Annotated in this window: 19 protein-coding genes; 8 read left to right on the forward strand and 11 right to left on the reverse strand. The window is 49.2% G+C overall.

Annotation, left to right across the window (positions count from 1 at the left end; translation table 11 throughout):
* Positions 1-8: 8 nt before the first annotated feature.
* Complete coding sequence (locus tag I4W93_RS17295) at positions 9-1,211, forward strand: methyltransferase (protein ID WP_205312211.1); 1,203 nt, start codon at positions 9-11, stop codon at positions 1,209-1,211.
* Here I4W93_RS17295 and I4W93_RS17300 read toward each other — a convergent pair.
* From I4W93_RS17300 to speA, 4 genes are all read right to left on the reverse strand, one after another.
* A complete protein-coding gene (locus I4W93_RS17300; RefSeq protein ID WP_224673528.1) occupies positions 1,194-2,408 on the reverse strand; it encodes a mechanosensitive ion channel family protein in 1,215 nt (404 codons plus the stop codon). The genes I4W93_RS17295 and I4W93_RS17300 overlap by 18 nt on opposite strands.
* Positions 2,402-3,331, reverse strand: coding sequence for a 1-acylglycerol-3-phosphate O-acyltransferase, YihG family (gene yihG / locus I4W93_RS17305; RefSeq protein ID WP_205312210.1), 930 nt, complete (start codon positions 3,329-3,331; stop codon positions 2,402-2,404). Before yihG (I4W93_RS17305) ends, I4W93_RS17300 begins: the two co-directional genes overlap by 7 nt.
* A complete protein-coding gene (yihG, locus tag I4W93_RS17310) occupies positions 3,331-4,224 on the reverse strand; it encodes a 1-acylglycerol-3-phosphate O-acyltransferase, YihG family (RefSeq protein WP_205312209.1) in 894 nt (297 codons plus the stop codon). The genes yihG (I4W93_RS17305) and yihG (I4W93_RS17310) overlap by 1 nt, the downstream gene beginning before the upstream one ends.
* 102 nt (positions 4,225-4,326) lie before the next feature.
* Positions 4,327-6,213 carry a biosynthetic arginine decarboxylase gene (speA, locus tag I4W93_RS17315; RefSeq protein WP_205312208.1) on the reverse strand — a complete coding sequence of 629 codons (1,887 nt, stop codon included), beginning with the start codon at positions 6,211-6,213 and terminating at the stop codon, positions 4,327-4,329.
* Between the two features lie 135 nt (positions 6,214-6,348).
* Here speA and speE point away from each other — a divergent pair, with 135 nt between their 5' ends.
* The 3 genes from speE (at position 6,349) to I4W93_RS17330 (ending at position 10,546) form a co-directional block, all read left to right on the forward strand.
* Positions 6,349-7,203, forward strand: a complete 855-nt coding sequence (speE, locus tag I4W93_RS17320; RefSeq protein ID WP_205312207.1) for a polyamine aminopropyltransferase — start codon at positions 6,349-6,351, stop codon at positions 7,201-7,203.
* 125 nt (positions 7,204-7,328) lie between these two features.
* Positions 7,329-7,775, forward strand: coding sequence for a DUF4124 domain-containing protein (locus I4W93_RS17325; RefSeq protein WP_205312206.1), 447 nt, complete (start codon positions 7,329-7,331; stop codon positions 7,773-7,775).
* Between the two features lie 191 nt (positions 7,776-7,966).
* Positions 7,967-10,546, forward strand: a complete 2,580-nt coding sequence (locus I4W93_RS17330; RefSeq protein ID WP_205312205.1) for a TonB-dependent receptor — start codon at positions 7,967-7,969, stop codon at positions 10,544-10,546.
* A 102-nt stretch (positions 10,547-10,648) separates the two neighbouring features.
* On the opposite strand, the gene I4W93_RS17335 is transcribed toward I4W93_RS17330, so the two are convergent.
* A complete protein-coding gene (locus I4W93_RS17335) occupies positions 10,649-11,287 on the reverse strand; it encodes a YiaD family glycine zipper/OmpA-like lipoprotein (protein ID WP_205312204.1) in 639 nt (212 codons plus the stop codon).
* A gap of 201 nt (positions 11,288-11,488) precedes the next feature.
* Between I4W93_RS17335 and I4W93_RS17340 the strand changes: the two genes are divergently transcribed.
* The 3 genes from I4W93_RS17340 (at position 11,489) to I4W93_RS17350 (ending at position 14,268) form a co-directional block, all read left to right on the forward strand.
* Positions 11,489-12,007: a DUF4124 domain-containing protein gene (locus I4W93_RS17340; protein ID WP_205312203.1), complete on the forward strand. Its 519-nt coding sequence runs from the start codon at positions 11,489-11,491 to the stop codon at positions 12,005-12,007.
* A 61-nt stretch (positions 12,008-12,068) separates the two neighbouring features.
* Positions 12,069-13,175 carry a glutamate 5-kinase gene (proB, locus tag I4W93_RS17345; RefSeq protein WP_205312202.1) on the forward strand — a complete coding sequence of 369 codons (1,107 nt, stop codon included), beginning with the start codon at positions 12,069-12,071 and terminating at the stop codon, positions 13,173-13,175.
* 13 nt (positions 13,176-13,188) lie between these two features.
* A complete protein-coding gene (locus I4W93_RS17350; protein ID WP_205312201.1) occupies positions 13,189-14,268 on the forward strand; it encodes a glycerol-3-phosphate dehydrogenase/oxidase in 1,080 nt (359 codons plus the stop codon).
* Positions 14,269-14,304: 36 nt separating this feature from the next.
* On the opposite strand, the gene argA is transcribed toward I4W93_RS17350, so the two are convergent.
* From argA to I4W93_RS17375, 5 genes are all read right to left on the reverse strand, one after another.
* Positions 14,305-15,624 (reverse strand): amino-acid N-acetyltransferase, encoded by a 1,320-nt coding sequence (argA, locus tag I4W93_RS17355; RefSeq protein WP_205312200.1) that lies wholly within the window; start codon positions 15,622-15,624, stop codon positions 14,305-14,307.
* 612 nt (positions 15,625-16,236) lie between these two features.
* Positions 16,237-17,697 (reverse strand): glycosyl hydrolase family 18 protein, encoded by a 1,461-nt coding sequence (locus I4W93_RS17360; RefSeq protein ID WP_224673529.1) that lies wholly within the window; start codon positions 17,695-17,697, stop codon positions 16,237-16,239.
* Between the two features lie 363 nt (positions 17,698-18,060).
* Positions 18,061-19,209 carry a glutathionylspermidine synthase family protein gene (locus tag I4W93_RS17365; protein ID WP_205312199.1) on the reverse strand — a complete coding sequence of 383 codons (1,149 nt, stop codon included), beginning with the start codon at positions 19,207-19,209 and terminating at the stop codon, positions 18,061-18,063.
* Positions 19,210-19,215: 6 nt separating this feature from the next.
* Entirely contained in the window at positions 19,216-19,863 is a 648-nt protein-coding gene (locus I4W93_RS17370) for a DUF1190 domain-containing protein (protein WP_205312198.1), read from the reverse strand.
* Positions 19,864-19,873: 10 nt separating this feature from the next.
* On the reverse strand, positions 19,874-20,287 hold the full coding sequence (locus tag I4W93_RS17375) for a DUF350 domain-containing protein (RefSeq protein ID WP_205312197.1): 414 nt from the start codon (positions 20,285-20,287) through the stop codon (positions 19,874-19,876).
* A gap of 221 nt (positions 20,288-20,508) precedes the next feature.
* On the opposite strand from I4W93_RS17375, the gene I4W93_RS17380 reads away from it, so the two are divergent.
* The gene (locus I4W93_RS17380) at positions 20,509-22,587 is read left to right on the forward strand and encodes a M13 family metallopeptidase (protein WP_205312196.1); all 2,079 of its coding nucleotides are present in this window, start codon (positions 20,509-20,511) and stop codon (positions 22,585-22,587) included.
* A gap of 103 nt (positions 22,588-22,690) precedes the next feature.
* Here I4W93_RS17380 and I4W93_RS17385 read toward each other — a convergent pair whose 3' ends face one another.
* A complete protein-coding gene (locus I4W93_RS17385) occupies positions 22,691-23,548 on the reverse strand; it encodes a PEP-CTERM sorting domain-containing protein (RefSeq protein WP_205312195.1) in 858 nt (285 codons plus the stop codon).
* Between the last annotated feature and the right edge of the window lie 136 nt (positions 23,549-23,684).

A 23,684-nucleotide genomic window follows, 5' to 3' on the forward strand; every position in this document is an offset into this window, starting at 1 on the left:
AGTTATTTATGGCTAACAGTTTACAGATGTCGTTTCAGCAGCTTAGCAAAGTATTGTTACAATATCGTCACTATTGGCAGTTACTGCCGTTTAGCTGTGATCGCCTGCCGTGGCCGGATGATGAACTGCACCGGCGTATAATGGCATTAGATGAGCTGCAAGTAAGCCAAATTGATCAATGTGTAAGCCTGCAACAGCAGCACTTTGCTGAATGCTTTCCGGCATTGTTTTCCCTTCCCGATGTGATAACGGCTACACAGAGCCGTGAGATAACGGCATTGCCCTTTTGGCTGTCGAATGGCATTGCGGGACGCAAGCTGCAGCAAATTGATGCCTTGTGTCAACATTGGCCAGCCAGCCAACTGCCCGTGGTGGAGTGGTGTGCCGGTAAGGGCCATTTAGGGCGAAGTTTGGCGTACCGCTTTGGTCAGGCGGTTACCAGTATCGAATGGCAGCCTGATTTGTGCCAGCAAGGTGAGGAAATGGCAGCCAAGTATGAACTGGCGCAGCAATTTATGTGTGCCGATGTGCTGGCCGCACCGCTGCAGCATGTGTTGCATGAGCAGCAACACTTGGTTGCGCTGCATGCCTGTGGTCAGCTGCATATTACGCTGTTACAGCAAGCGGTGGCTGCTGGGTGCCAGCAATTGCATTTGGTGCCGTGTTGTTATCATTTAATACCGCATACACCCTATCAACCATTATCCACTGAAGGTATGCAGCATGACTTGCTGTTAAATAAAGACGATTTAAAACTGGTGGTACAGGGCCAGGTTACTGCTGGCGCTCGTATCGAGAAACTGCGACTTACAGAAGTGCTATGGCGGCTGGCATATGATGAACTGCGCATTGAACTGAGTGGGCAAGTACAGTATCGGCCATTGCCGTCTGTAGCTAAGCATTGGTTTAGCGCCGATTTTGCTGATTTTGCCCGTTGGGCTGCAGCGCAACACCAACTAAGCTTGCCAGCAAAGCCTGACTGGGCCAGGTATTTACAACAGGCAGAACATCGTGCCGCCTTGGTGCGGCGTATTGATCTGGTAAGGCATTTATTCCGCCGGCCGCTGGAGCTTTGGCTAGCACTGGATAAAGCGCTGTATCTGCAGCAGCATGGTTATCAGGTTAGCCTCAGTGAGTTGTGCGCACATAACGTCACCCCTCGAAATGTGTTATTGCACGCCAAGAAACCTGCGCTAACTTTGCCGCGTTAGCTCCTGTCGCGAGCTGATACGCTGAAATGCGGCTAAATCAAATACCGGTAGAATGGCAAACAGCTTATCAAAAATGTCTGCCTGAATCGCTTCATAGTTAAGCCAGACTTTATCGGCACTAAAACAATAAATTTCAATCGGTAAACCCACTTCAGTCGACTGCAGTTGCCGCACCATTAATGTCATGCCCTGGTTAATACTTGGATGCTGGCACAAGACCCAGCGCACATAGCAACGAAACAATGCGATATTAGTAATGTCTTCACTGTCGAGCAGTTCGACAACCTCGGACTGCTGAAAAAAGCGTTGCAGTCGTTGTCGTTGTTGCAGCTGCTCCAGCTCATTGGCTTTAATAAAACGGATGGTACCAATATCAATATTGATGGCACGTTTAATACGCCTGCCGCCGGATTGCTGCATGCCGCGCCAGTTTTTAAAGGAGTCAGAAATCAGTGCGTAAGTGGGAATCGTTGTAATGGTGTTGTCCCAGTTTCGCACTTTAACTGTAGTCAGTGCTATTTCAACAACATCGCCATCAGCGCCGTATTTTGGCATTTCAATCCAGTCACCGACATTGACCATGTTGTTGACCGCGATTTGAATACTGGCAACAAAGCCCAGAATGGCATCCTTAAACACCAGTAACAACACCGCAGTTAATGCACCCAGACCACTGAGTAACAACGTAGGTGATTTATTTAACACTGTGCTGACAATCAGAATGCTAAATACGATAAAAGTAAGCAATTTAAGTAGTTGCGAAATACCCTGATACGGAATAGTGGGGTTAGGTGCCAAATAGGAATAGCTTTTCGCAATCAAGGTAACCGCAGCCGCGATGGCCAGGCCAATAAACAAATAGAGATACAGCCAAACAATGACGGCGACTATAGCGGCTAGGGTGTCGGAATGATTAAACAACAGTGGCGATATTGCCTGCAGCACTAAAGCGGGTACCAGGTGTGCCATATGGCTGGCTAGTTTACGCCGCTCGCGCGCGGTTTCGTCGGTTAAACGGCCATCGAGTTTATCCAGTAGTTGCGCCAGGATCGGCCTTAACCAGGCCCGGGCCAGAAAAAAGCAGGCGGCGACGATCAGTACTGCGATGAGCAGATTGCAACCCAGCATAAATGTTGGCTGCCATGCCTCAGGTAGCTGAAGGCTTTGTGCCAGACGGGTAAGGGTGTCTGTTAACATGGTAACTGCTCCGTATTACGTGCAATAGCGTCGGCCTGAAGATAGCGGCCGATTAACACATCTTTATGTTGCCAACGTTGATTCAGCCAGGCTTGAAAACGCTGGCGAAATTGTTCGTCATTAAAATAATCACCAATCACCTGTTGATCCACCGGCAATACTTCAACCTGCACTACCACGCGTTTTAACCTACCCATTAACATGTCCAGCGCCGCATGGTCAGGGTTGTCCGGGTACAGCAGGGTAAAGTCTAAAATGGCGTTAAACTGCTCGCCCATACTGGCAAGCGTAAAAGCAATGCCGCCGGCTTTTGGTGGCAGTAAGTAGTTGAATGGACTGGTTTTGCCGAGTCTTTTTTGCTCGGTGCATCGGGTGCCTTCAACAAAATTGATAATGGTGGTGGGTACGGTTTTAAATTTCTGGCATGAGGCGCGGGTGGTCGTAATATCCTTACCCTTTAGTTCCGGTCTCTTCGCCAGTTGCGCGGCGCTGTAGCGTTTCATAAATGGCATATCCAGTGCCCAACAGGCCGTGCCTAAAAAAGGTAGCCATTTCAGTTGGTCTTTTAAAAAGAACTTCGGCTCAGGAATGCGACTATGCGCTACAGTACTGACGACCGGGATATCCAGCCAGCTTTTGTGGTTGGAGATCAGCAGATACCAGCGGGCTTCGTCCAGCTGCTGCGCACCGCTAATTTGCCAATCAACACGATTAAACAGATTAATCAGTGCAGTGTTGATGCGGGTCCAGCCGCGATAACAGCCTTTACCGGCGAAGCCTGTCAGACGGTGCACTGGCTTAAAAGGCAGTAGTAGTTTAATGATACCCAGCGGTGTTACCAGTAATCCCCACAGCGCTAAATTAAACGCGAAGGCACTGAAACTAAAAGGAAATAACAACCAGCCAGGTAAAAAACTTAACATTACTGCTTAACTCCGTGTTTCAGCGCAGACAGCTGCTGATCTTTTTGCTGCCACAATTGGTTTATCCATTGCTGGAAGCGCTCGCGATATTGCAAATCGTTGTAATCGCCGAGTAAATCTGGCGTGATGGGTAATACGCTGATCTGCACTTTTATATCACGAACCTTACCGGAGATGTAATCCCAGAATGTTGGGATGCCAGCCGGATAGTAAATAGTGATATCGAGAATTTTATGCAGTTGCTCACCCATGGCACCCAGTACAAAGGCCGCGCCACCGGCTTTAGGTTTTAACAAGTTGTGATAGGGGGACTGCTGCTTATCGTGTTTCAGTGGCGTAAAGCGGGTGCCTTCAACAAAGTTCATGATAGCCGCCGGTTTAAAACGAAACTTAGCACAGGCTTTGCGTGTGGTTTCGATGTCTTTGCCTTGCAACTGCGGGTTGCGTTGCAAAAAGGCTTTGCTGTAGCGTTTCATAAAAGGAAAGTCCAGTGCCCACCAGCACAGGCCGATAACCGGGACATACAGCAGCTCTTTTTTAAGGAAGAATTTGATAAAGGGAATTTTGCGGTTAAACACCTTTTGCAGTACCAGAATATCGGCCCAGGATTGATGATTAGCCAATACCAGGTACCAGTCTTTGCGCGATAGCGTTTCCAGGCCTGACACCTGCCAGCTGATGCGGGTAAAAACACGGGTGGTAAAGTTGTTCACGCTGATCCAGGATACCGCGCAGGCATCCAATAAATACGTCATCCAGCTTTGCCAACGCGCAAACGGTGGCAGCTTTAAAATGGCAAGCAGCATTACCGGCACAAACCAAAACAGTGTATTAACAATGTATAACAGCAAAGAAATTGCGCCGATAAGTGGGCGCGGTAAAAAATGTAACATAAACAGTACCTGGTATCTGTTGCCAGTGATGTTATAGCCCGGCAAAAATAATAACAGCAGGCGAGCCTGCTGTTAACACATCCGATCAGCTAGCAGTTTACCTTAATCTTCAAAATAGGTGTAACCATAAACACCAGCTTTCAGCTCATCCAGCATTTCATCCTTTTTACTGTCGGTCATGTCTAACTTGGCCAGTTGACGCGTGTAAGACGCTATCAGCTTATTGGCATCAAATTGCACATAGCGCAGTACATCGGCGACAGTATCACCTTTGATAATATTGGTTAGTTTGTAGCTACCATCATCGGTTAATTCAACATGCACCGAGTCGGTATCGCCAAACAGGTTGTGCAGGTCGCCCAAAATTTCCTGATAGGCACCTACCATAAACATCCCCAGCAGGTACTGTTCGTCTTCTTTATACAGCGGCAGTGGTAAGCTCGACTCGATACCATTGCCATCGGCATAGCTTTTTAACTGGCCGTCAGAATCACAGGTAATGTCCTGAATAATGGCACGATGGTTTAGTGGCTCATTCATCCGCTCCAGTGGCATCACCGGAAACAACTGGTCAATACCCCAAGCATCGGGCATTGACTGAAACAAGGAAAAGTTAACGAATAACTTGTCAGCCAGCTTCTCGTTCAATTCGTCATGAATGGAACGGTGTGAGCGCGCTGTCATGTCCAGATTGGCTTTTACCCGGTTAATAGTGGCAAAGTAAATTTGCTCCAGTAATGACCAGTCTTTTAGTGTCAACAAACCATGTACGTACTGGGCATGGGCGTCAGTAAAATAATGCACGGCATCGTGATAGGCTTCTATGGCAGTGCGTGGTGTTACGTTTTGGTACGCTTCCCACAAGCCAAGAATGACCGTTGGTGAGTCTTCACTTGGCTCTGGTAGATTAACTAAGCCCGGAGCGCGCTCGATATCAATCGCATCGGTTACCAAAACCGCATGGTGCGCCGTCATAGCGCGGCCAGACTCGGTAATAATGTTCGGGTGTGGTAAGTCGTACTCATCACACACTTCTTTTAAACCATTAACCACATTACGCGCATATTCGTACATGGTGTAGTTCATCGAACAGGCCGAGCGTGACTTAGACCCCTCGTAATCCACACCCAAACCGCCGCCGACATCGACAGTTGTAATAGGCACACCTAAAGTGCGTAGCTCAGCATAGTGGCGCGCACATTCGCGAATTGCGTTATGAATATCGCGGATATTGGCAATTTGCGAGCCGATATGGAAATGGACCAGCTGTAATAACTCCAGTTTGCCGGCCTCGCGCAGAACATCAATAGCTTGTAATACCTGAGTCGCGGTTAGGCCAAACTTACCTTTCTCGCCGCCGGTGTTTTGCCATTTACCTTTACCGACCGAGTTTAAGCGAATGCGGATACCGATGCGTGGCGCAGCGGCTAAATTGTCAATCTCGCGCAGCAGGGTTTTCAGTTCAGACAGTTTCTCTACTACCACATACACGGTATGGCCCATCATCTGGCCAATAGTCGCCAATCGCAAAAATTCGCTGTCTTTATAACCGTTACAGACAATTTGCAGTGGCTGATCGGTAACACCCAAAATCGCCATCAGCTCCGGCTTACTGCCGGCTTCCAGGCCTACTTTGCCGCTGTCGTGGCTTATAAGCCGTTTCACTACCGAGAATTGCTGGTTTACCTTAATAGGGTAAACCGCAGTGTACTTGCCCTGATAATCTTTTTCTGCCTTGGCGCGCTGGAACGACTTTATCAGCGTGTCAACGCGATGCTGCAAAATATCAGTAAAGCGCACCAGCACCGGCAGGGTTAAGCCTTCCTCTTTAAAACGTGCAGTAAGCTCAGGAAAACTGATGCCTTGTTTACTATGGTCCTGGTCCGGATAGGCAACCAGATCGCCGTCAGTATTAACATCAAAATATCCTTCACTCCATACCGCTACGTTGTAAATAGAGCGTGCTTTTTCAGTACCCCAGTCGGCCATTGTCGTTCCTTTAAAATTAAGTTGTGCATAGTTTAAAGCCAATGCCGTAAAGCTGCAGCAAAAAACGTCGAAATATTTGTCCTTGGCGGCACAAGAAGGCAAAATATGCGGCTAATTTGTTTTGAGGGTAATACTATGTCTGGCGACAACACTTGGTTCACTGAAATTTTTGCTCCCAGCGGCAGTGCCTTTGGTTTGGCCATCACTAAAAAACTGGATGAAGTGCAATCGCCATTTCAGAAGATAGAAATGTTTGAAACCACTCACTTCGGTAATCTTATGGTTATTGACGGCGTTATTATGCTCAGTAGTCGTGACAATTTTCTATACCATGAAATGCTTAGCCATCCGGTGCTGTTTACCCACGGCAACCCCAAAAATGTGGTAATTATCGGCGGCGGTGACTGTGGCACTCTGCGTGAGGTGCTAAAACACCCAGGTGTAGAGAGCGTAACGCAAATTGATATTGATGAGCAGGTTACGCGCATGGCTGAGAAGTACTTCCCGGAGCTGTGCGCCGCTAACAATGACCCGCGCGCTACATTGAAATTTGACGACGGCATTAAGTTTATGCGTGAGGCCGCGCCGGAATCTGTAGACGTGATCATTGTTGATTCTACCGACCCTATTGGCCCAGGCGAGGGCTTATTTAACCGCGCGTTTTATGACAGTTGCCGCAAGGCACTGCGACATGGCGGTATTTTGGTGCAACAAAGTGAGTCACCACTTATACATATGCCTCTATTGAAAGAAATGCGCGGCGCCATGCTGGATGTGGGCTTTGACGCTCTGCAAACGCTGCTTTTTCCGCAAATGGTGTACCCGTCCGGTTGGTGGACTTGCACTCTGGCACGCAAAGGCGCCGCGTTTAACGGTTTTAGGGAAGCGGATGCCGCCGGCGCGTCATTCAGTACAGAGTATTACAATGTCGATGTGCATAAAGCGGCATCAGCCTGGCCAAATTTCATGAAGAAAGCGTTGTTAGCCTGATGTAACTATTGCCGGCAACAGCCTTAAGCTGATATCTTGTACAGACGCTGAAATAAATATCAGAGTTGTCTTGCCAAATTGGCAAGCTTTCTGTACATTTATTGTTCATATGCAGGAGCGAAAGAATGAAATATGCGTTGTTATTGTGCTTAGTGGCGTTTTCCAGCCAGGCTACAGTGTATAAATGCGAGCAAAACGGGGTGGTGGAGTTTAGCCAGTTTCCGTGTGCAAACAATGCAGAAACCATGGACATGCGACCAATTGGTACCGCAATGCTCGGCAGCAAAGGTGAGTATAAACAACAGGTCGATGCGTTAAAGCGCAAAGGTCGTTTTGTTGAGTTTCAGATAAGTAAGCTGGAACAGGAAAAACAGCAGCAAATTGATGAGCTGAAGTCTGAGCTATACAAATTACGGCGTAGCTACCCTAAAGCAGAAGAGTTGGTGACATTGCAGCAAAAGATTGATCGTACCGCACAGTTGTTCGACGAAAAAATTGCAACCGAGCGCTCCACACTGGCAAGCTTGCAACTGAAAACAGGCAATCTTGAGCGTCAGTACGCGCAAAACTAACTACTGGTAATTTTCGAATAAAACAAGCCCCGCAGATGCGGGGCTTTTTGTTTTCTGCTGCTTGTTACGTTCGTTAACAATTTATCATGAATATAACATACGTCGGCGGGTGTTAAATTTTAGGTTTTATGTTAAACCTTTTGTCGCTGCGCAAGCAGTTGATGATAAAACAAATAACAAAAAGGATGCATATGAAAAATTCATTTAAGTACTCTCTTTGTGCACTGGCAGTCGGGTCCTTGGGATATAGTAATGTTAGCGTCGCTCAGCAGAGTGAAGACCAAGCTGCGACGGTAGAGCGAATCGAGGTTACCGGATCACGTATTAAACGCAATGATCTGGAAGGTGCGGCGCCCATCGATATTATTAACCGGGACGATATTGCTAAGTCAGGTTTTTCAAATCTGCAGCAATTGCTGGAACGCAGCCCGGTAGCGGGTACCGGTACCTTTTCTACTCGTGGTAATAACCAGGACTCTACAGCTAACGGCGGTGCAGCTATTAGTTTGCGGGGCTTTGGTTCAGATGCAACTCTGGTATTAATTAACGGCCGCCGTGTTGCCGTAAGTGCGTTTGCTGAAAATATTGCTAACTCATTTGTTGATATCAACTCCATTCCGGTGGCAGCGATTGAACGAATTGAAATTCTGAAAGACGGCGCCTCTGCGGTATATGGTTCGGATGCCGTTGCAGGTGTGGTCAATATCATTCTGCGTAAAGATTTTGATGGTGCTGAGCTCAGTGTCAGTCACGGTGGCACTACAGGCCCCTCGTACGACGAAACTTCAGCTAGTCTGGTCTGGGGCACGGAGAGTGACGATGCCAATGCTACGCTGATACTGGATTACTTTAAAAATACGGTGATTACCGGCGCGGAGATGGGACGTTTTGGTACGGCGAACCAGTCCCCTTATGGTGGTCAGGATTTACGGTCGTCACGCGGCTTTCCGGGTAACTTCATTGTCAATGGTGAAACCCGCATCGACCCGGGCTGTCCTGCCGGCAGCGCTTTTGGCCAAAACTGTGTGTTTGACTATGGTCCTTTCGGTATGGTTATACCGGCGGCCGAGCGGGTTGGTGCCATTTTCCAAGCTAGCCAGCAGTTCTCAGATAGCGTGCAAGGTTATGTCGAATTATCTGTACAACACAACCGTTCTCAAGCATCAGGTGCGGCGACTCCGTTGGACGGTGATGCTGGCCTAACCGTGCCGGGCGCGCATCCAAATAATCCATTTGGTGTCGATATTGCTATCAATCGCTTTCGCACTGTGGATGCAGGTGCACGGGTATGGGACATTGAATCCGACTCGCTGCGCATGGTGGCGGGGCTTCGCGGCCAAATTGACCGTTGGGATTGGGATGTGTCTGCACAGAAAGGCCGCAGTGAGTCAATGCAAACCGGCAGCAAACAGCAAGGCTGGGTGCGAACAGACTTTCTGCAGCAACAAATTAATTTGGGGAATTATAACCCCTTTGGTGGCGCGTATAACTCGCCTGAAGTGATTGACGCTATTACCACTTCATTGGTTCGTCGCGGCGAATCTCATATCACCGCATATGATGCCAGCATTAGTGGTGAAGCTTTTGCATTGGGTGATCAGATGGTGTCACTGGCAGCTGGTGTCGAATATCGCGAAGAAGATGCTTTTGACCAGCCAGATGACCAATTTCAGCGTGGCCTGATATTTGGTACTGAATCAGTGTCGGCTCAGGCGCAGCGTGATCAGTATGCTGGTTATGTAGAGCTGCTTATTCCGCTTTCAGATGTGCTGGAGTTTACTGTTGCGGGCCGTTATGACCATTACAGTGATTTTGGCTCAACAACCAATCCGCAGTTAACCATGCAGTGGCGTCCGTTGGACAATTTCACGTTGCGGGCGTCTTTTGGACAAGGCTTCCGCGCGCCATCGCTGGCGCAAATTGGCTTGGGCCCATCACAAGAGTCAGTATTCTTTACCGACACGTTCCGTTGCCCCACGCCTGATGCCGGCAATCCAGCTTGTGCAGCAACAGACTACACTATTGTGTTTGTTGGTAGCGAAGGTCTGCAACCAGAGGAATCTGAAACCTTTAATCTGGGTGCGGTGTGGCAAGTTAATGATGAGTTTGATATTACCGCTGATATCTGGAGTATCACTCAGGACAACAAAATAGATAAAAACGATTATCAAAACGTTTATAACGCTGAGTGTAACAACCAGAACAGTACCCGCTGCGTTCGTTTAGCACCATTGCCCGGCCAGGCTTTGGGTGAGCTGTCGCGTTTATTCAACAGCTATGTCAATGTTAGCTCGCAAGAGGCTACAGGTTTAGATTTGTCGACTTCTTACCGTTTAACATTGCGGGATATGGGGTTAGTCAGGTTTAGCCTGGATTGGTCTTACATAAATAAGTTTGAGAAAAACGGTATTGACTATGCGGGTGAGTACAACTACCCACAACATCGTTGGTTGGCATCAGCTGACTGGAGCCATGGCGATTGGGGTGTTGTAACCAGCCTGAGCTACATTGGTGAGTTTGAAGATTATGCCGCGCCAAGTGATGTTGAATCGACAAAAACGCGTACGGTCAGCGCACAAATGTTGCTGGATGTTCAAGCGCGATACAATATCAATGATAAAACTCAGTTGGTACTTGGCATGAACAATGCGCTGGATGAAGATCCGCCATTCGTAATTGGTGACGGTGATGCCGATTTGTATGGTTATGCGTCGAAAGTGCACAACCCACGTGGGCAGTATATTTATGGTAAAGTTAGCTATCGCTTTTAATAGTGTTTAGCATACAAGGTTAAACCTAAAGTAATGCCGGTCAGTTTAACTGACCGGCATTTTTTAATTGCAGGATTTATCGGCTAATAAATGAATAACTACTTATTCAACAATGGGTTCGATATGAATTTCTACTCGACGGTTTAGCGTGCGGTTGGCATCTGAGGTATTAGGCACTATCGGATAATTTGGGCCGTAGCCTTGGGTTTCTACCCGGATAGCCTGCACATTCTGTGCAATAAGATATTGTTTTACACTTTCAGCTCGCGCCTGCGACAGGTTCATATTGTATTGATAAGGCCCGGTATCGTCGGTATGGCCTGCTATTACCAACATGGTTTTTTCATAATCACGCAATACTTTGGCAATATCATTAAATACCGGAAACAGGTTAGAACGAATATCAGAGCGGTTCACATCAAAAGTTAATTGCGCCGGAATATCTAACCGCAGCTTGTCACCCTCACGAATCACTTTCACACCGCTGCCGCTAAGCTCTTCGTTAAGTGCTTTTTCTTGTTTATCCATATAACTACCAACAGCGGCACCCGCCAAAGCACCGACAGCGGCACCAATAACCAAGCGCTTGTCTTTGTGGTTGCCGGTGGCTTTACCCGCTACAGCACCTACCACAGCACCAATAGCCGCGCCTTTTTGTGTGTTAGAAAACTCGTTGGAAGCACAACCTGCAACAACCACACTGGCCGATAAGAGAGAGATTAATAAAGTAGAACGACGCATAATAGACTCCGGTTTACGCAATGATGTTCAGCATAGTATGACCAGCTGAATTCGTGCTGAACTATAGCGGTAACGCCTGTGTTAGGTTGTTGCTATTTTGTATATTTTGCTATGTATGATTCACTTTTGCTGGTTTTTTAAGTATTGTATCGGAGTTTTGTCTGCAATCCGTTTGACGGTGATGGGCTAAGGAATTAAATAATGATAAAAATGATGCGCTTATTTGTTTTACTCGCCGCAGTGCTGCTGACTCCGCAGGTGTTCGCCGACGTATATAAATGTACTGACAGCGATGGTGAAGTGGTGTTTCAAGGTGAACCTTGCCGTAGTGGCGAAGAAGTGAAAATGGATATTCGTTTTGCTAAACAACAAACCAACGATGTCGGGCAGCTGATTTCTGGCAGTTGGTGTGAAATTGGCACATCAGGAGTGTCTGAAGGCACAATCATGCAAGATAGTGCAATGCGTAAAACCTGGATTTTCAGTGAGCGGCAGATGGTGCAGCACATCAGCCAGGGACAACGTAAAGATACCTTCAAGTATGCCATTCGTCAGGCGCCAGGTTCTTTTGTTATCGATCATCCTGCTTTTGGTAGCGGCCAGGTAAGTTGGCAGGTGAAAAAATTGACTGACGAGCAACTGGTTATAGCCGCCTATGGTGGTTTTACGCATTTGTCGCCAGGTGATTGCGAGTTGAAGACGGCAAGCTCTGAAAATTAAATAGACATATAGACGCCCAAACCTTAAGCTGCTGCTTGTAACGCAGTATAAAGGTGTGTCTATGTTAAATTCTGTTTGGCGGCGCATTGTAATTAAAGTTGGCAGTGCGCTGATCTCTCCCGAAGCCAAAGGTTGCTCTACCCGCTATTTACTAGCGATTGGCCGTTTTATCAGTGAATGCCGCCAACAAGGTACAGAAGTGGTACTTGTTTCCTCTGGTAGTGTGGCTGCGGGCCGTTCGGCCATTGCCTTTGCCCATCAACCTTTACCCATCAATATTAAGCAGGCGATGGCAGCTGTCGGTCAAACGCAAATGATGGCTACCTGGAGTAACCTGTTTGATTTTCGTTGTGCGCAAATTTTACTGACACATGATGATTTAGCCGACCGGCGCCGTTACCTGAATATCGACAACACGTTGCGTACCTTGCTGGCAAACCAGGTGCTGCCTATCGTCAACGAAAACGACAGCGTAGCTACAGCAGAGCTTAAAGTGGGTGACAACGATAATCTAGCGGCAATGGTAGCAATATTGGTTGATGCCGATGCGTTGATTATTTGCTCCGACATTGACGGTTTATATAGCGCTAACCCCAGAACTACGCCGGATGCACGGTTTATTGCCCGGGTTGAGCAGATTGACACAGCAATATACGCTATGGCCGGAGGCAGCCATCACACTATTGGTACTGGCGGTATGCTGACTAAAATTCAGGCGGCAGAAAAAGCCACTAAGCTGGGTGTCGATACGCTGATCATCAATGGCCAGAACGCCGCCAGTTTTGACACGCTGCTGCGTGGTGAAACGGCCGGCACTTTGTTTGTGCGCCAGCAAGATAGGCTTAGTGCGAAAAAGCACTGGCTGCTGCACAGCCTGAAAAGTCAGGGTAGTATCACGCTGGACAGCGGTGCCGTGCAGGCACTGCTGCACAAAGGCGCCTCTTTACTGGCGAAGGGCGTAACGAACGTCAGCGGTCAGTTCGATAAAGGCGACGCCATCTGGCTGTGTGATCACGGCGGTAAGCAGCTGGCCAAAGGTATTTGTCAGTACAGCGCCACCGAGTTGCAGCTAATTAAAGGTTTACATAGTCAACAAATTGCCACTACGCTGGGTTTTTGCCCCAGTGAGGAAGTGGTGCACCGGGACGATATTGCGCTAACAAGCTAACGGCAGGTTGCGAATGAAAATTGCGGTAATTGGTGGTGGCATTAATGGCTTAAGCAGTGCCTGGCAATTGGCGTTGGCCGGACATGATGTCAGTTTATTTGAGCGCGACAGCTTGATGCAGGCTACCAGTGCTGCCTCATCAAAATTATTGCATGGCGGCTTGCGTTATTTGGAGCAGGGCGAGTTTCGTCTGGTACGCGAAGCATTGCAAGAACGGCGCTGGTGGCTGAAAAAAGCGCCGCAACTTACGCGGCGGTTACCCATCTTATATCCTTTCTATAACGATTCACGCCGCGCCCGCTGGCAGTTAAAAATAGGCTTGTGGTTGTACGATGCGTTTGCCGGGCGTAAAGGTATTGGCCGTCATCGCTGGCTAACGGCCGCGCAAGCGCTGCGTTGCTCTTCGCATTTAAATAGCGAGGGCCTACGCGGTGCTTATCTATTTTTTGACGGCCAGATGGATGACCAAAAACTGGGGCTGTGGATGGCGCTGCAGTGTCGTAAGGCGGGGGTGCAGTTGTTTGAACACAGCCCGGTGCAGCAAGTCAGCGCAGACGCCAAAGTGTTGCTGGCAGAAGGCTGGCAACAGTTTGATCGGGTGGTAAATGTGGCCGGGCCCTGGAGCCAACAATTACTTAAGCAGTCTGGCTTACCGCAGCAGCCATTGGATTTAGTGCGTGGTAGCCATTTATTGCTGCCGCCAATCAGCCGTTACGGCCATATGTTGGAAGTGCCTGGCGAGGCACGCATTGTCTTTGTGCTGCCTTATCAGGGCTCAACCTTATTAGGTACCACTGAGGTGCGCCAGCAATTGGCTGAGCCGATTCAGTGCTCAGCGGCAGAACGGGATTATCTGCTTGGCGTGTATAACCATTATTTTCAGCCTGCGGCGGGCAAAGACACTGTACTAGCCGATTTTGCTGGCGTGCGGCCTTTACTGGGCGGCAGCGCGAATGCCAGCAAAGCCAGTCGCGAATATCAGCTGACCTGGCAAGGCCAGCTGCTTACAGTATCCGGCGGTAAGTGGACCACAGCGCGGGCCTTGGGACAAAGTGTTGCGGCGCAGATTAGCCAATCAGTAACGAAAGGCTAAATCTGCAGCAGGATAAAATTAGCATGTCAGTGCATGCTACAAAGTAATAGCCAGAATTTTTGAGCGCCGTTGATAGTTATACAGCTGCTTTTTCTGCGCCGGTAAATCATCGACGGTCAGCAGTTCAAAGCCTTGCTCTAAAAACCAGTGAATACTGCGGGTAGTCAAGGCAAACAGCTTGCTGTACTTGTGTTGCCGTGCCTGTTGGATCACCGCTTTAAGTAAAATGCTGCCACGGTCAGCATCACGGTAGTCCGGATGCACAGCGAGGCAGGCAAATTCGCCAACATTATCATCCGGAAACGGATACAAGGCGGCGCAACCAATCACCAGGCCGTCGCGTTCAATTAAAGTGAACTGGCTAATTTCCATTTCCAGTTGTTCACGCGAGCGGCGTACCAGCAGGCCTTGCTGCTCCAGTGGCCGGATCAAATCCAGAATACCGCCGATATCAGAAATGGTTGCCTGGCGCAGTTTTTCGGCCGACTCGGTAACTATTTGCGTACCTATACCATCACGAGAAAACAGCTCTTGCAGTAAGGCGCCATCTTCGTCATAGCTGACTAAGTGGCAACGCGGAACGCCAGCGCGACAGGCGGTGATGGCGGCATGTAAAAACGCCTGGGTGCCGGGGCAGGCATCGGGTTGTTGCTCCAGCTGCAGCATAATTTTTTCGGCGGCATTGGGCATAAGCTCGGCAATTATGTCGCCATTTTCGCCGATAATTCCGCCAATTTCACTAAAGCCTATCATCTTGTCAGCCTTTAGTTTTACCGCCACCTGAGTGGCAATATCTTCGGCGGTTAAATTAAAGCTTTCACCGGTTACTGAGGCAGCTATCGGCCCCATCAGCACTATACCGTTGTTATCCAACTGGCGACGAATACCGGCAGCATCAATACGGCGCACGCGGCCGCTATGATGATAATCGATGCCCTCGTCCACACCCAGTGGCTGGGCAATCACAAAATTGCCGCTAACCACGTTAATTTGCGCGCCCTGCATCGGCGTATTGCTTAAACTCATCGACAAACGTGCGGTGATATCCAACTGCAGCGCACCGGCCACCTGCTTAATTAATTTGAACGAGTCATCATCGGTTACCCGCACGCGGTTATGGTAGGTGGGTTCCAGCCCGGCTTGTTGCAGCGCGGCATTAATTTGCGGCCTGGCGCCATACACCAGTACTACTTTGATACCCAGGCTGTTGAGCAGGGCAACATCATTAATAATGCTGCGAAAGCCACTTTGGCTAATCGCTTCGCCACCCAGCATCACCACAAAGGTTTTGCCGCGGTGTGCATTAACATAAGGTGCTGATTGGCGAAAACCGGAAACAAGTTCAGTAGTGCGCACGGGTAGTGGGCTTCCTTCTAATAAGACCATAGCTATATAGGACATAAAGATGGCAGCTGGATGACAAAAATGCCAATTTAAGCTATGCCAAAGCCGGCATTTTAGGATAAAAGTGGTTTTATATCCACTTTTATAGAATATTTATTCTTTGTCGTGATTGGCGGCTGCTGGTTGCTTGAGTTGGCGCGGCCGACTACCTATTGTAAAGCAGTTACATTACACTAACACTAGCTACGTCAAGGTAGCCGGGCAGGAACAGCAGATGAATCAGCTCCGTACGCAACAGCACCACAGCAAAAAAATTAAAGCGCCAGGCCGGCCCTGGTTTGCGTTAGCCTTTCTTGGTTTGTTTATGTTGGCAGGAGTGGCTGGCGGTATTGCTTTTTTTAGCGACGGCCAAATTGTAGCTGGCCTGGTGTTTAGCAGTATGTTTTGTGGCATATCCGGCTTGATGATGTATCTGTTGTTGCATGGTCATGACAAAACGTTGGCAGAGCAGGCTATGTTGCTGGGCCAGGCCCCAGTCGCTGGTATCGCTAGCAATAATAAAACCGGCTACCAGGCCATGCTCGGGATGGGGGCGATATTTTTTGTCATTGGTGTACCTATTAGTTATATGCCGCGCTCCCAGCCGCCGGTTATGCCATCACCGCCGGTGCCGTTAAACGGATTACCGCCGCTGGTGCCTGACACATTTTGCCAGCCACGACCGTACATAGCGGCACCCAGAGCGATCTTGCCGGCCGGTACACCACGGTTTAACAAATACTGCACCGCTTCGAGCGCACTAAAGCCGCTGATGGGCGAGTTTGGTGACGGATACAGGCCGGTTTGATGGCCTAATACGCCATTCCAGGCTCCGTAGTAGTCGTAGGTCATCAGGTTGATGTAATCCATGTACGGTGCGGCATCTTCCCAGTCCACTACACTGAGTTTCTCCACACCGCCCGACATCGCTGCCGCCAGCTCGTATTCGCGACCGGTTTCCACTTCAAGTGCATCCAGCGCAGCGCGCAGTTCCTGCACTAACGTGGCAAAACCGGCGCCATCCTGCGGACTACCCAATTCTGGTGTGGCACCGCCGCCGCCCGGGAATTCCCAGTCGATATCGATACCATCGAAGAAATCATAGGTGCGGATAAAGTCGATAATAGAATCAATAAACACCGCCCGTGCGGCGGGGTTTACGCCAACCTGATATAGCGGATCAGACAAGGTCCAGCCGCCGACAGAGGGCAGAATTTTGATATGCGGATGCGCTTGTTTCAGCCGGTACAGCTCGGCAAAAATTCCGCGGATGGGCTGATCCCACACATCGCCCGGATAGCCTTTTTCCAGCGCAGCGAATTTATCATGTACCACGACTGAGTAATCCGGCTTTCCAGCACACTGGCTGTTAAGTGCGGCATAACCTTGCGGGTTGGCGGCTTGTAATGACGGGTTGTCGCCACACAGCGGGATAAAACCATAGTAAATATGGGTCAGGTTTTGCGCTGGTATGTCGGCGGCGTGAAAGGCGCGGCCATAAATGCCCCATTCAACAAAATAAGCGCCGACTTTTTTGCCTGTGCTGTTGTTATAAGCGACGTTATTTTGCTTTAACGGATGCGGCCAGGCTGTCATGTCTAAATCGGTCCAGGGGTCGAAGCTGCCATCGCCGCCGTCGCCACCATCACCACCATCTCTGCCGCCAGTGCCGCTGATGTTCACAGTGGTAACACCACTTAGCGCACATTCTTCCGTGCTGCCGCTGACCTGACATAAGCTGACTTGCAGCTGATAGCTGCCTGGCTGGTTAAACGTCAGGCTGGTGCTGCCGGTTTGTGCATTCTGGCCATTTGGTGTCAGCGCACCCTCAAAGACAACGCTGTCATTTTTATGTAAATACCACTTGTTGCCGTTGCTGCCCCACCACATATCCCAACTGACAGGTACCTGTACGCTGCCGTTCTGTAGTTGATAATCTGCCGGCATCCAGCTGAGCACAGGTGCGTTCGGTGTAGCGGCCTGAATATTAGCCGCCAGTAATAGCAATGATATGCCACTACAGCTTTTAACTGTTTGTTTAAACATAACTTCCTCCAATGGTGTCGCTTATTTTTTTTCTTTTTATTCAGGAAGCGTTGCTTGAAACAGCTGTTTAGCAACGCATTGTTTTGCACATTTTATCCGTTGCCTGCCTGACGCTACTGCTCCGTGTCGTTTAGAAAATGAGCGGTTTTGACTATGGCAAAAATGACAGCGTTGTCAAAAAAATGAAGTAAGATTTCGATGATATTTTTATGATGAGTAATTAACTGGCTGAATTAACTGTAAAAATATAAAACCTAACCTGTCAGGAAATCTTACACATTATCGGGCCAAAAATACGGTTTTCGGGAAGGTTGTAAATGGATGCCACAGTGCTGTAATCATCAGCTGTGGCATCTTACTGGTTTAATCGAGGATAATATGCGGGATAAATCTTGAGCTGTCTTTGGTGATCAGGCTGTTGTCTTCGCGGATACAAATACCGGCGGCGCTGTCGCCAACCACCCAGCTGCCAATCAGCGTATAGTTATCGCCAAACTTTGGCAGCGGGGCCAGTTGCTGACGAATATAGCCACTGTCGTTATAGGGGCCGTCTTGCTGTAATGCTAAGCCATCCGCGGTAAGTAACTGAATATTGGCGCCTTCGCGCGATAACAGCGGCTTACGCAGCCAGCCGTTCTGCAGTGCGCTACCATCATCAAAAAACGCCGGTAGCAGGTTGGGGTGGCCCTGATACTTTTGCCACAGCAGCGGCAATATGCCTTTGTTCGACAGCAGGCATTTCCACAACGGTTCGATAAACTGCGTTTGGCTGGTTAAAATGGTGCCGGCAAACTCTTCCTGCAGCATAAACTCCCACGGATAAAGCTTAAACAAGCCTTGGATTGAGAAGCCGTCTAAATCGACCAGCTGGCCGTCGATATCACCCAGTTGCTCCAACTGAATATAGCGACAGTTCAAGCCAGCCTGCAGTGCGATGTCCATCAGGTAATCTACTGTGCCTTTATCTTCAATACTTTCGGTCACGCTGGCAAAGTAAAACGGCTGTGGCAGATTAAGCTCGCCAAAGGCTTGCTGCAGTTTGTCTTGCAGTGAATTGAACTGATCTGCACCCTGTGGCAGCTCGCCGCGCATTAACTGATCTTCTAGCCAAACCCACTGAAAAAAGCCGGTTTCGTACAAAGAGGTGGGCGTGTCGTAGTTTAGTTCTAACAGCTTGGCCGGGGCGCTGCCGTTATAGCTAAAATCCATCCTGCCGTACAAATGCGGCTCTTTCGCCCGCCAACTGGCCACTACCGCATCCCAGAACTGTGGGGGTATTGCCAGTTGCTGCAATTTTTGCTCGTCGCTAACAATATCGTCTACTAAGTCCAGCGCCATCTGGTGCAGCTCTTCAGTGGGCGCTTCCAAATCCTGCTCTATCTGCTGCAAGCTGAATTGATAATAGGCCGTTTCATCCCAATAGGGCTCGCCGTCAAAGGTATGAAAATTAAAGCCGACACTTTCGGCAAAAGCTTTCCAGCCGGGCCTGGGATTGCTGTTAACGCGTTTCATAATAACTTAACCACCTAAGCTACTGCTGCTGCGTTTGGCTGCCTGAGCACCAAAACCGCCACGGCGTGCCATAGTGGCCGGTTTGGGCTGTACCGCTGAAGGCTTAATACTGGTCGCGCCGGGCTGTGTTGCTACCGCTGTGTTAGTGGCGGTGCGAAACGTGCTGCGGTCATCGCGGGATTTATACAATGGCTGATTGGCTACCGGCGAACGGTTAGCTGCAGTTGGCTGCTGTTGCGCTGCACCGGCCATGCCGCCGCGGTTTAACATCTGGCCGGCCATAAAGCCCATCATCATCGGCATAAAAAAGCCGCTGCTTTGTTGGCTTTGCGGTTGGCTTTGTTCGCCGCCGTTTGCAGCTACAGTATTGTTTGCCGCTAATACCGGTGCGGTTTCACACTGGCCGCTACCAAAGTCGGTTTCACATTCTTGTTTGCTGGCATAGCGCGGGGCTACCTGTGGGTGCAAGGCTGCAGCCTCGGCAAAAGCCGCTTTACATTCTGCCGGCGGGTTGTAATAAGCGGCGCATTCGTCCGGCGAATTGAATACCTGTACTTCTACCGGTTTTTCACCACAACCGGCCAATATCATGCTGGCTGCGGGTACCATCATAATCAGGCGCGCAGTTTTGCTGCGCTTAAACGTTTTGCTCATACGGTACTCCTTAATAGCTCATACAGGCGGCGTTTAACATGCCGACAGTAACTGAACAGGCGGCGGAAAAAATGCCGGCGGCCAATTCACCCTGAGTAATACGTTGCGGTAGCTGCTTTAGTGCGGCGCTGCTGATAATAAACGTTAGCACCTGCACCATTAAAGCCACGCCGCCCCAGATGGCACAATCTAGCAGCGACATTGAATGGGTGATAGCGCTGGCCAATGGCCAGGCAAAACCGATAATGGCACCGGCAAAAGCAACAGCTGCAGCGGAATTGTTGGCGCGTATTAAACCAAACTCGTCATGGGGTGTAACCCAGGTGTACAGCCGAACGAAAACTAGCAAAAGAATAATGGCTAGAGCGAAATATGCCGCGAAGGCCGGTAAGCCGGCTAGTGAAGTTAACGCAGTATCTAACATGGTAAGTCCTGTAGTTGAAACATCTGGCGCCGATCGTGCGCAAAAACAGCGCGCAGTTCAAGTTAAATCGGCCAGAGCTTGGCGGTTATTTATCGCAGATTGCGCTGCGCTTAACCGTTAAGCGCTGGACAGCAGTGATCTGCGCTCTACACTGGCGAAGTATTACTTTGTTTAACCGCAACTATAACAACAAAAAAGTTTGACCTAACCAGGAACCTAAGATGAAAAAAATGACTACCGTGGCGCTGAGCATAGCGCTGGCACTAGGACTCGTTGCTTGCAGCGATAATACCGCTGCGAAAGCCGACAGCAGCGCAACCGCTGCAGCGGCAATTGCACAGCCTGCAGCATTAAGTTCGGGTATTGCGCTGGCCAATATGGACCGCAGCGTGGCACCACAACAAGATTTCTTCCGCTATGTTAATGGTAACTGGCTGGACAGTACCGAGATCCCGGCTGACAAAGCACGTTGGGGCAGTTTTGATGAACTGCGTGAGAACGCAGAAAAACAAGTACTGGCAATCGTACAAAAACTGGCGGCGCAGCAGCACGCAACTGGCTCAGACGAGCAGAAAATTGCTGATTTATATCAATCATTTCTTAATGAGCAACAGGCTGAAGAGTTGGGGTTAAGCCCGCTGCGTGGCGAATTGGCGGCTATTGATAATATTAACAATCACACAGAATTAACCACGCTGTGGGGCAACTGGCAGCGCTACCGTGTCGGTACGCCGGTGGCAGTGTATGTTGGCCAGGATCAGAAACAATCTGATCAGTACATTACCGGCGCTTCGCAATCTGGTCTGGGCCTGCCAGACAGGGATTATTACTTAAAAGATGATGAGCGCTCGGTGGAATTACTGGGTAAGTACCAGGCATTCATCGCTAAGCTGTGGACGCTGGCTGGCTTTGAAAATGCTGAGCAAGTCGCGGCTGATATCGTCGCATTAGAAAAGCAGATCGCTGCAGCGCATTGGAGCCGGGTACAAAACCGCGACCGTAACGCAACATATAACAAGGTGACTGTGACCGAGCTGGCGGCGTTAGCACCGGGTTTTGACTGGCAGGCTTTCCTGGCAGCGGCAGATTTGGGCAATAGTAATGAACTGGTAATACGCCAGCCCAGCTATTTTACAGCCTTTGCCAAACTACAGGCAGAAACCCCGGTTACGCAGTGGCAGCAGTATCTTAAATTTCATTTACTGCGCAGCAATGCCAATAACCTGAACAAAGCTTTTGTCGATGCCAGCTTTGATTTTTACGGTAAAACACTCAACGGCTTGGAAGAGCAGCGTAGTCGCGAGAAACGTGCCGTAAGCCTGGTGGATAATAACCTTGGCTTTATGGTGGGTAAAAAATACGTTGAGCAATATTTTAAACCAGAAGCCAAAGCGCGGATGGACCAGATGATTGAAAACCTGCGTGGCGCCTTCCGCCAGTCGATTGATGAACTGGAATGGATGAGCCCGGTAACGAAAAAGCAGGCGCAAATTAAGCTGGCGAAATTTAACACCAAAATTGGCTATCCGGATAAATGGCGTGATTACAGCTGTGTTGAAATTAATGCCAGCGATTTAATTGGCAACCTGCGCCGCAGCGCCGAGTGTGATTATCAGCGCACTATTGGCCGCCTCGGTCAACCGGTTGACCGCAGCGAATGGGGTATGACGCCGCAAACGGTTAATGCATATTACAGCTCAACCATGAACGAAATTGTATTTCCGGCTGCTATATTACAGCCGCCATTTTTTAACGTCGATGCTGATGACGCAGTTAACTACGGCGCAATTGGTGGTGTTATCGGCCATGAATTTACCCATGGCTTTGACGACCAGGGCCGCCGCTCTGATGGTGATGGCAACTTGCGAGACTGGTGGACAGAGCAAGATGCGGCACAGTTCCAGCAGCGAGCTCAGCTGATGGTTGATCAGTACAGCAGCTTTAACCCGATTGACGATTTACGCCTGCAGGGTGCACTGGGCTTGGGTGAAAACATCGCCGACTTAGGTGGATTAACGGTGTCGTACAAGGCGTATCAAACGTCTCTGAATGGTGCCGACGGTGCCGTGATTGATGGCTTTACCGCCGAGCAACGTTTCTTCAAGGGGTGGGCCCAAGTGTGGCGCATTAAATTCCGTGACGAAGCGCTGCGCCAGCAAGTGATCACCGGGCCACACTCACCAGGCATGTACCGCGTGCTGGGTACCTTGTCAAATATGCCGCAGTTTTATCAGGCCTATGACGTGAAACCAGGTGATGGCATGTACCGTGATGAAAAAGTACGGGTAAAAATCTGGTAATAGTGACATGACAGCTAATGTGCTGTGGCACATTCTGTTGTGAATAGAAAAACGCCCGTTTGAGTAACGGGCGTTTTTAATTGAGTACCATTTTCGGCTTTGATTATGCTTGGTTGCGCTTTTTGCGTGCCCAGCCCAAACCTAATAAACCCAAAGAAAACATAGCGATAGAGGCTGGCTCTGGTACGGTAACCACACCACCGTCTGTACCACCATCCGCTTGGCCTTCTGTTACTAATGTAACGGCATAGCTTTGATTGCCACCGGCAGTATTAATTACCTCATATCCTGGTGTGCTAACAGAAAAGCCCATATGTGATGAGGTTCCCCAGTTAGATAACCCTGCAGAGGTAAGACCTTCATTTACTGGGAAATTCTCCTGGCCAGCAACGATATTTACATTCTCTTCCTGGAAGTAGTTCAAATGGCCGTTTAATTCGTCATACAAAAATGAATTAACATTGTTCATCCAGGTTGAGCCAGTACCTTGCCAACCGTCAGCCAGTGCGACTATGCCCATGCCAGTGCCAGATGCCGCCCAGTTAACCGCATTAATGAAAAAACCTCTTGGGCCATTATCTATCGGGCCTGGGCTATTCAAATAATGAAAATCGGCATCTTGACCAGACAGGAAAGTACGGCTGCCGCGGGCATTGGTAATGTCATCACCAGCAGACAGTAACCGGCTCGGATCCATGCCAGATAGCCAGCTTGGAATAATAAACACATCATAGCTGCCAAAATCTGGGGCGGCTTCACCCAATTCCCAAATATCGACATTCCAATCCAATGAGCCATCGTTATTTGGATCGTAATCGCCAGCATTACTGGCTAAGGTGCCAGGTAGTGTATTGTAAAACGCGTTACCGCCGTACCACAGTACATCTATGACAGCTGCGGATGCATTCGTCGCAGTTAGTGCCGCGGCCAGACAAAACGTCTGGAGTAATTTCTTGTTCATTACAAGTTCCTTCTAAGAGTTTAGCAATTGCCAGTTGGCATTGTGCGGTGTTAAATAAGCACATTGCGCGCCAGCATTGATAGCTATGTAAAATCAATAGCTTGCTTGCGCATCTGTAATGGGGATGTAAAAAATA

Origin of the sequence: Rheinheimera maricola, from assembly GCF_016918075.2 — a bacterium.
Classification (GTDB): Bacteria; Pseudomonadota; Gammaproteobacteria; order Enterobacterales; family Alteromonadaceae; genus Alishewanella; species Alishewanella maricola_A.

Excerpts from the sequence above, each read along its gene's own strand:
- I4W93_RS17295 (WP_205312211.1), top strand. The coding sequence starts at position 9 with ATGGCTAACAGTTTACAGATGTCGTTTCAGCAGCTTAGCAAAGTATTG.
- I4W93_RS17300 (WP_224673528.1), bottom strand. The coding sequence starts at position 2,408 with ATGTTAACAGACACCCTTACCCGTCTGGCACAAAGCCTTCAGCTACCT.
- yihG (WP_205312210.1), bottom strand. The coding sequence starts at position 3,331 with ATGTTAAGTTTTTTACCTGGCTGGTTGTTATTTCCTTTTAGTTTCAGT.
- yihG (WP_205312209.1), bottom strand. The coding sequence starts at position 4,224 with ATGTTACATTTTTTACCGCGCCCACTTATCGGCGCAATTTCTTTGCTG.
- speA (WP_205312208.1), bottom strand. The coding sequence starts at position 6,213 with ATGGCCGACTGGGGTACTGAAAAAGCACGCTCTATTTACAACGTAGCG.
- speE (WP_205312207.1), top strand. The coding sequence starts at position 6,349 with ATGTCTGGCGACAACACTTGGTTCACTGAAATTTTTGCTCCCAGCGGC.
- I4W93_RS17325 (WP_205312206.1), top strand. The coding sequence starts at position 7,329 with ATGAAATATGCGTTGTTATTGTGCTTAGTGGCGTTTTCCAGCCAGGCT.
- I4W93_RS17330 (WP_205312205.1), top strand. The coding sequence starts at position 7,967 with ATGAAAAATTCATTTAAGTACTCTCTTTGTGCACTGGCAGTCGGGTCC.
- I4W93_RS17335 (WP_205312204.1), bottom strand. The coding sequence starts at position 11,287 with ATGCGTCGTTCTACTTTATTAATCTCTCTCTTATCGGCCAGTGTGGTT.
- I4W93_RS17340 (WP_205312203.1), top strand. The coding sequence starts at position 11,489 with ATGATAAAAATGATGCGCTTATTTGTTTTACTCGCCGCAGTGCTGCTG.
- proB (WP_205312202.1), top strand. The coding sequence starts at position 12,069 with ATGTTAAATTCTGTTTGGCGGCGCATTGTAATTAAAGTTGGCAGTGCG.
- I4W93_RS17350 (WP_205312201.1), top strand. The coding sequence starts at position 13,189 with ATGAAAATTGCGGTAATTGGTGGTGGCATTAATGGCTTAAGCAGTGCC.
- I4W93_RS17360 (WP_224673529.1), bottom strand. The coding sequence starts at position 17,697 with ATGTTTAAACAAACAGTTAAAAGCTGTAGTGGCATATCATTGCTATTA.
- I4W93_RS17365 (WP_205312199.1), bottom strand. The coding sequence starts at position 19,209 with ATGAAACGCGTTAACAGCAATCCCAGGCCCGGCTGGAAAGCTTTTGCC.
- I4W93_RS17370 (WP_205312198.1), bottom strand. The coding sequence starts at position 19,863 with ATGAGCAAAACGTTTAAGCGCAGCAAAACTGCGCGCCTGATTATGATG.
- I4W93_RS17375 (WP_205312197.1), bottom strand. The coding sequence starts at position 20,287 with ATGTTAGATACTGCGTTAACTTCACTAGCCGGCTTACCGGCCTTCGCG.
- I4W93_RS17380 (WP_205312196.1), top strand. The coding sequence starts at position 20,509 with ATGAAAAAAATGACTACCGTGGCGCTGAGCATAGCGCTGGCACTAGGA.
- I4W93_RS17385 (WP_205312195.1), bottom strand. The coding sequence starts at position 23,548 with ATGAACAAGAAATTACTCCAGACGTTTTGTCTGGCCGCGGCACTAACT.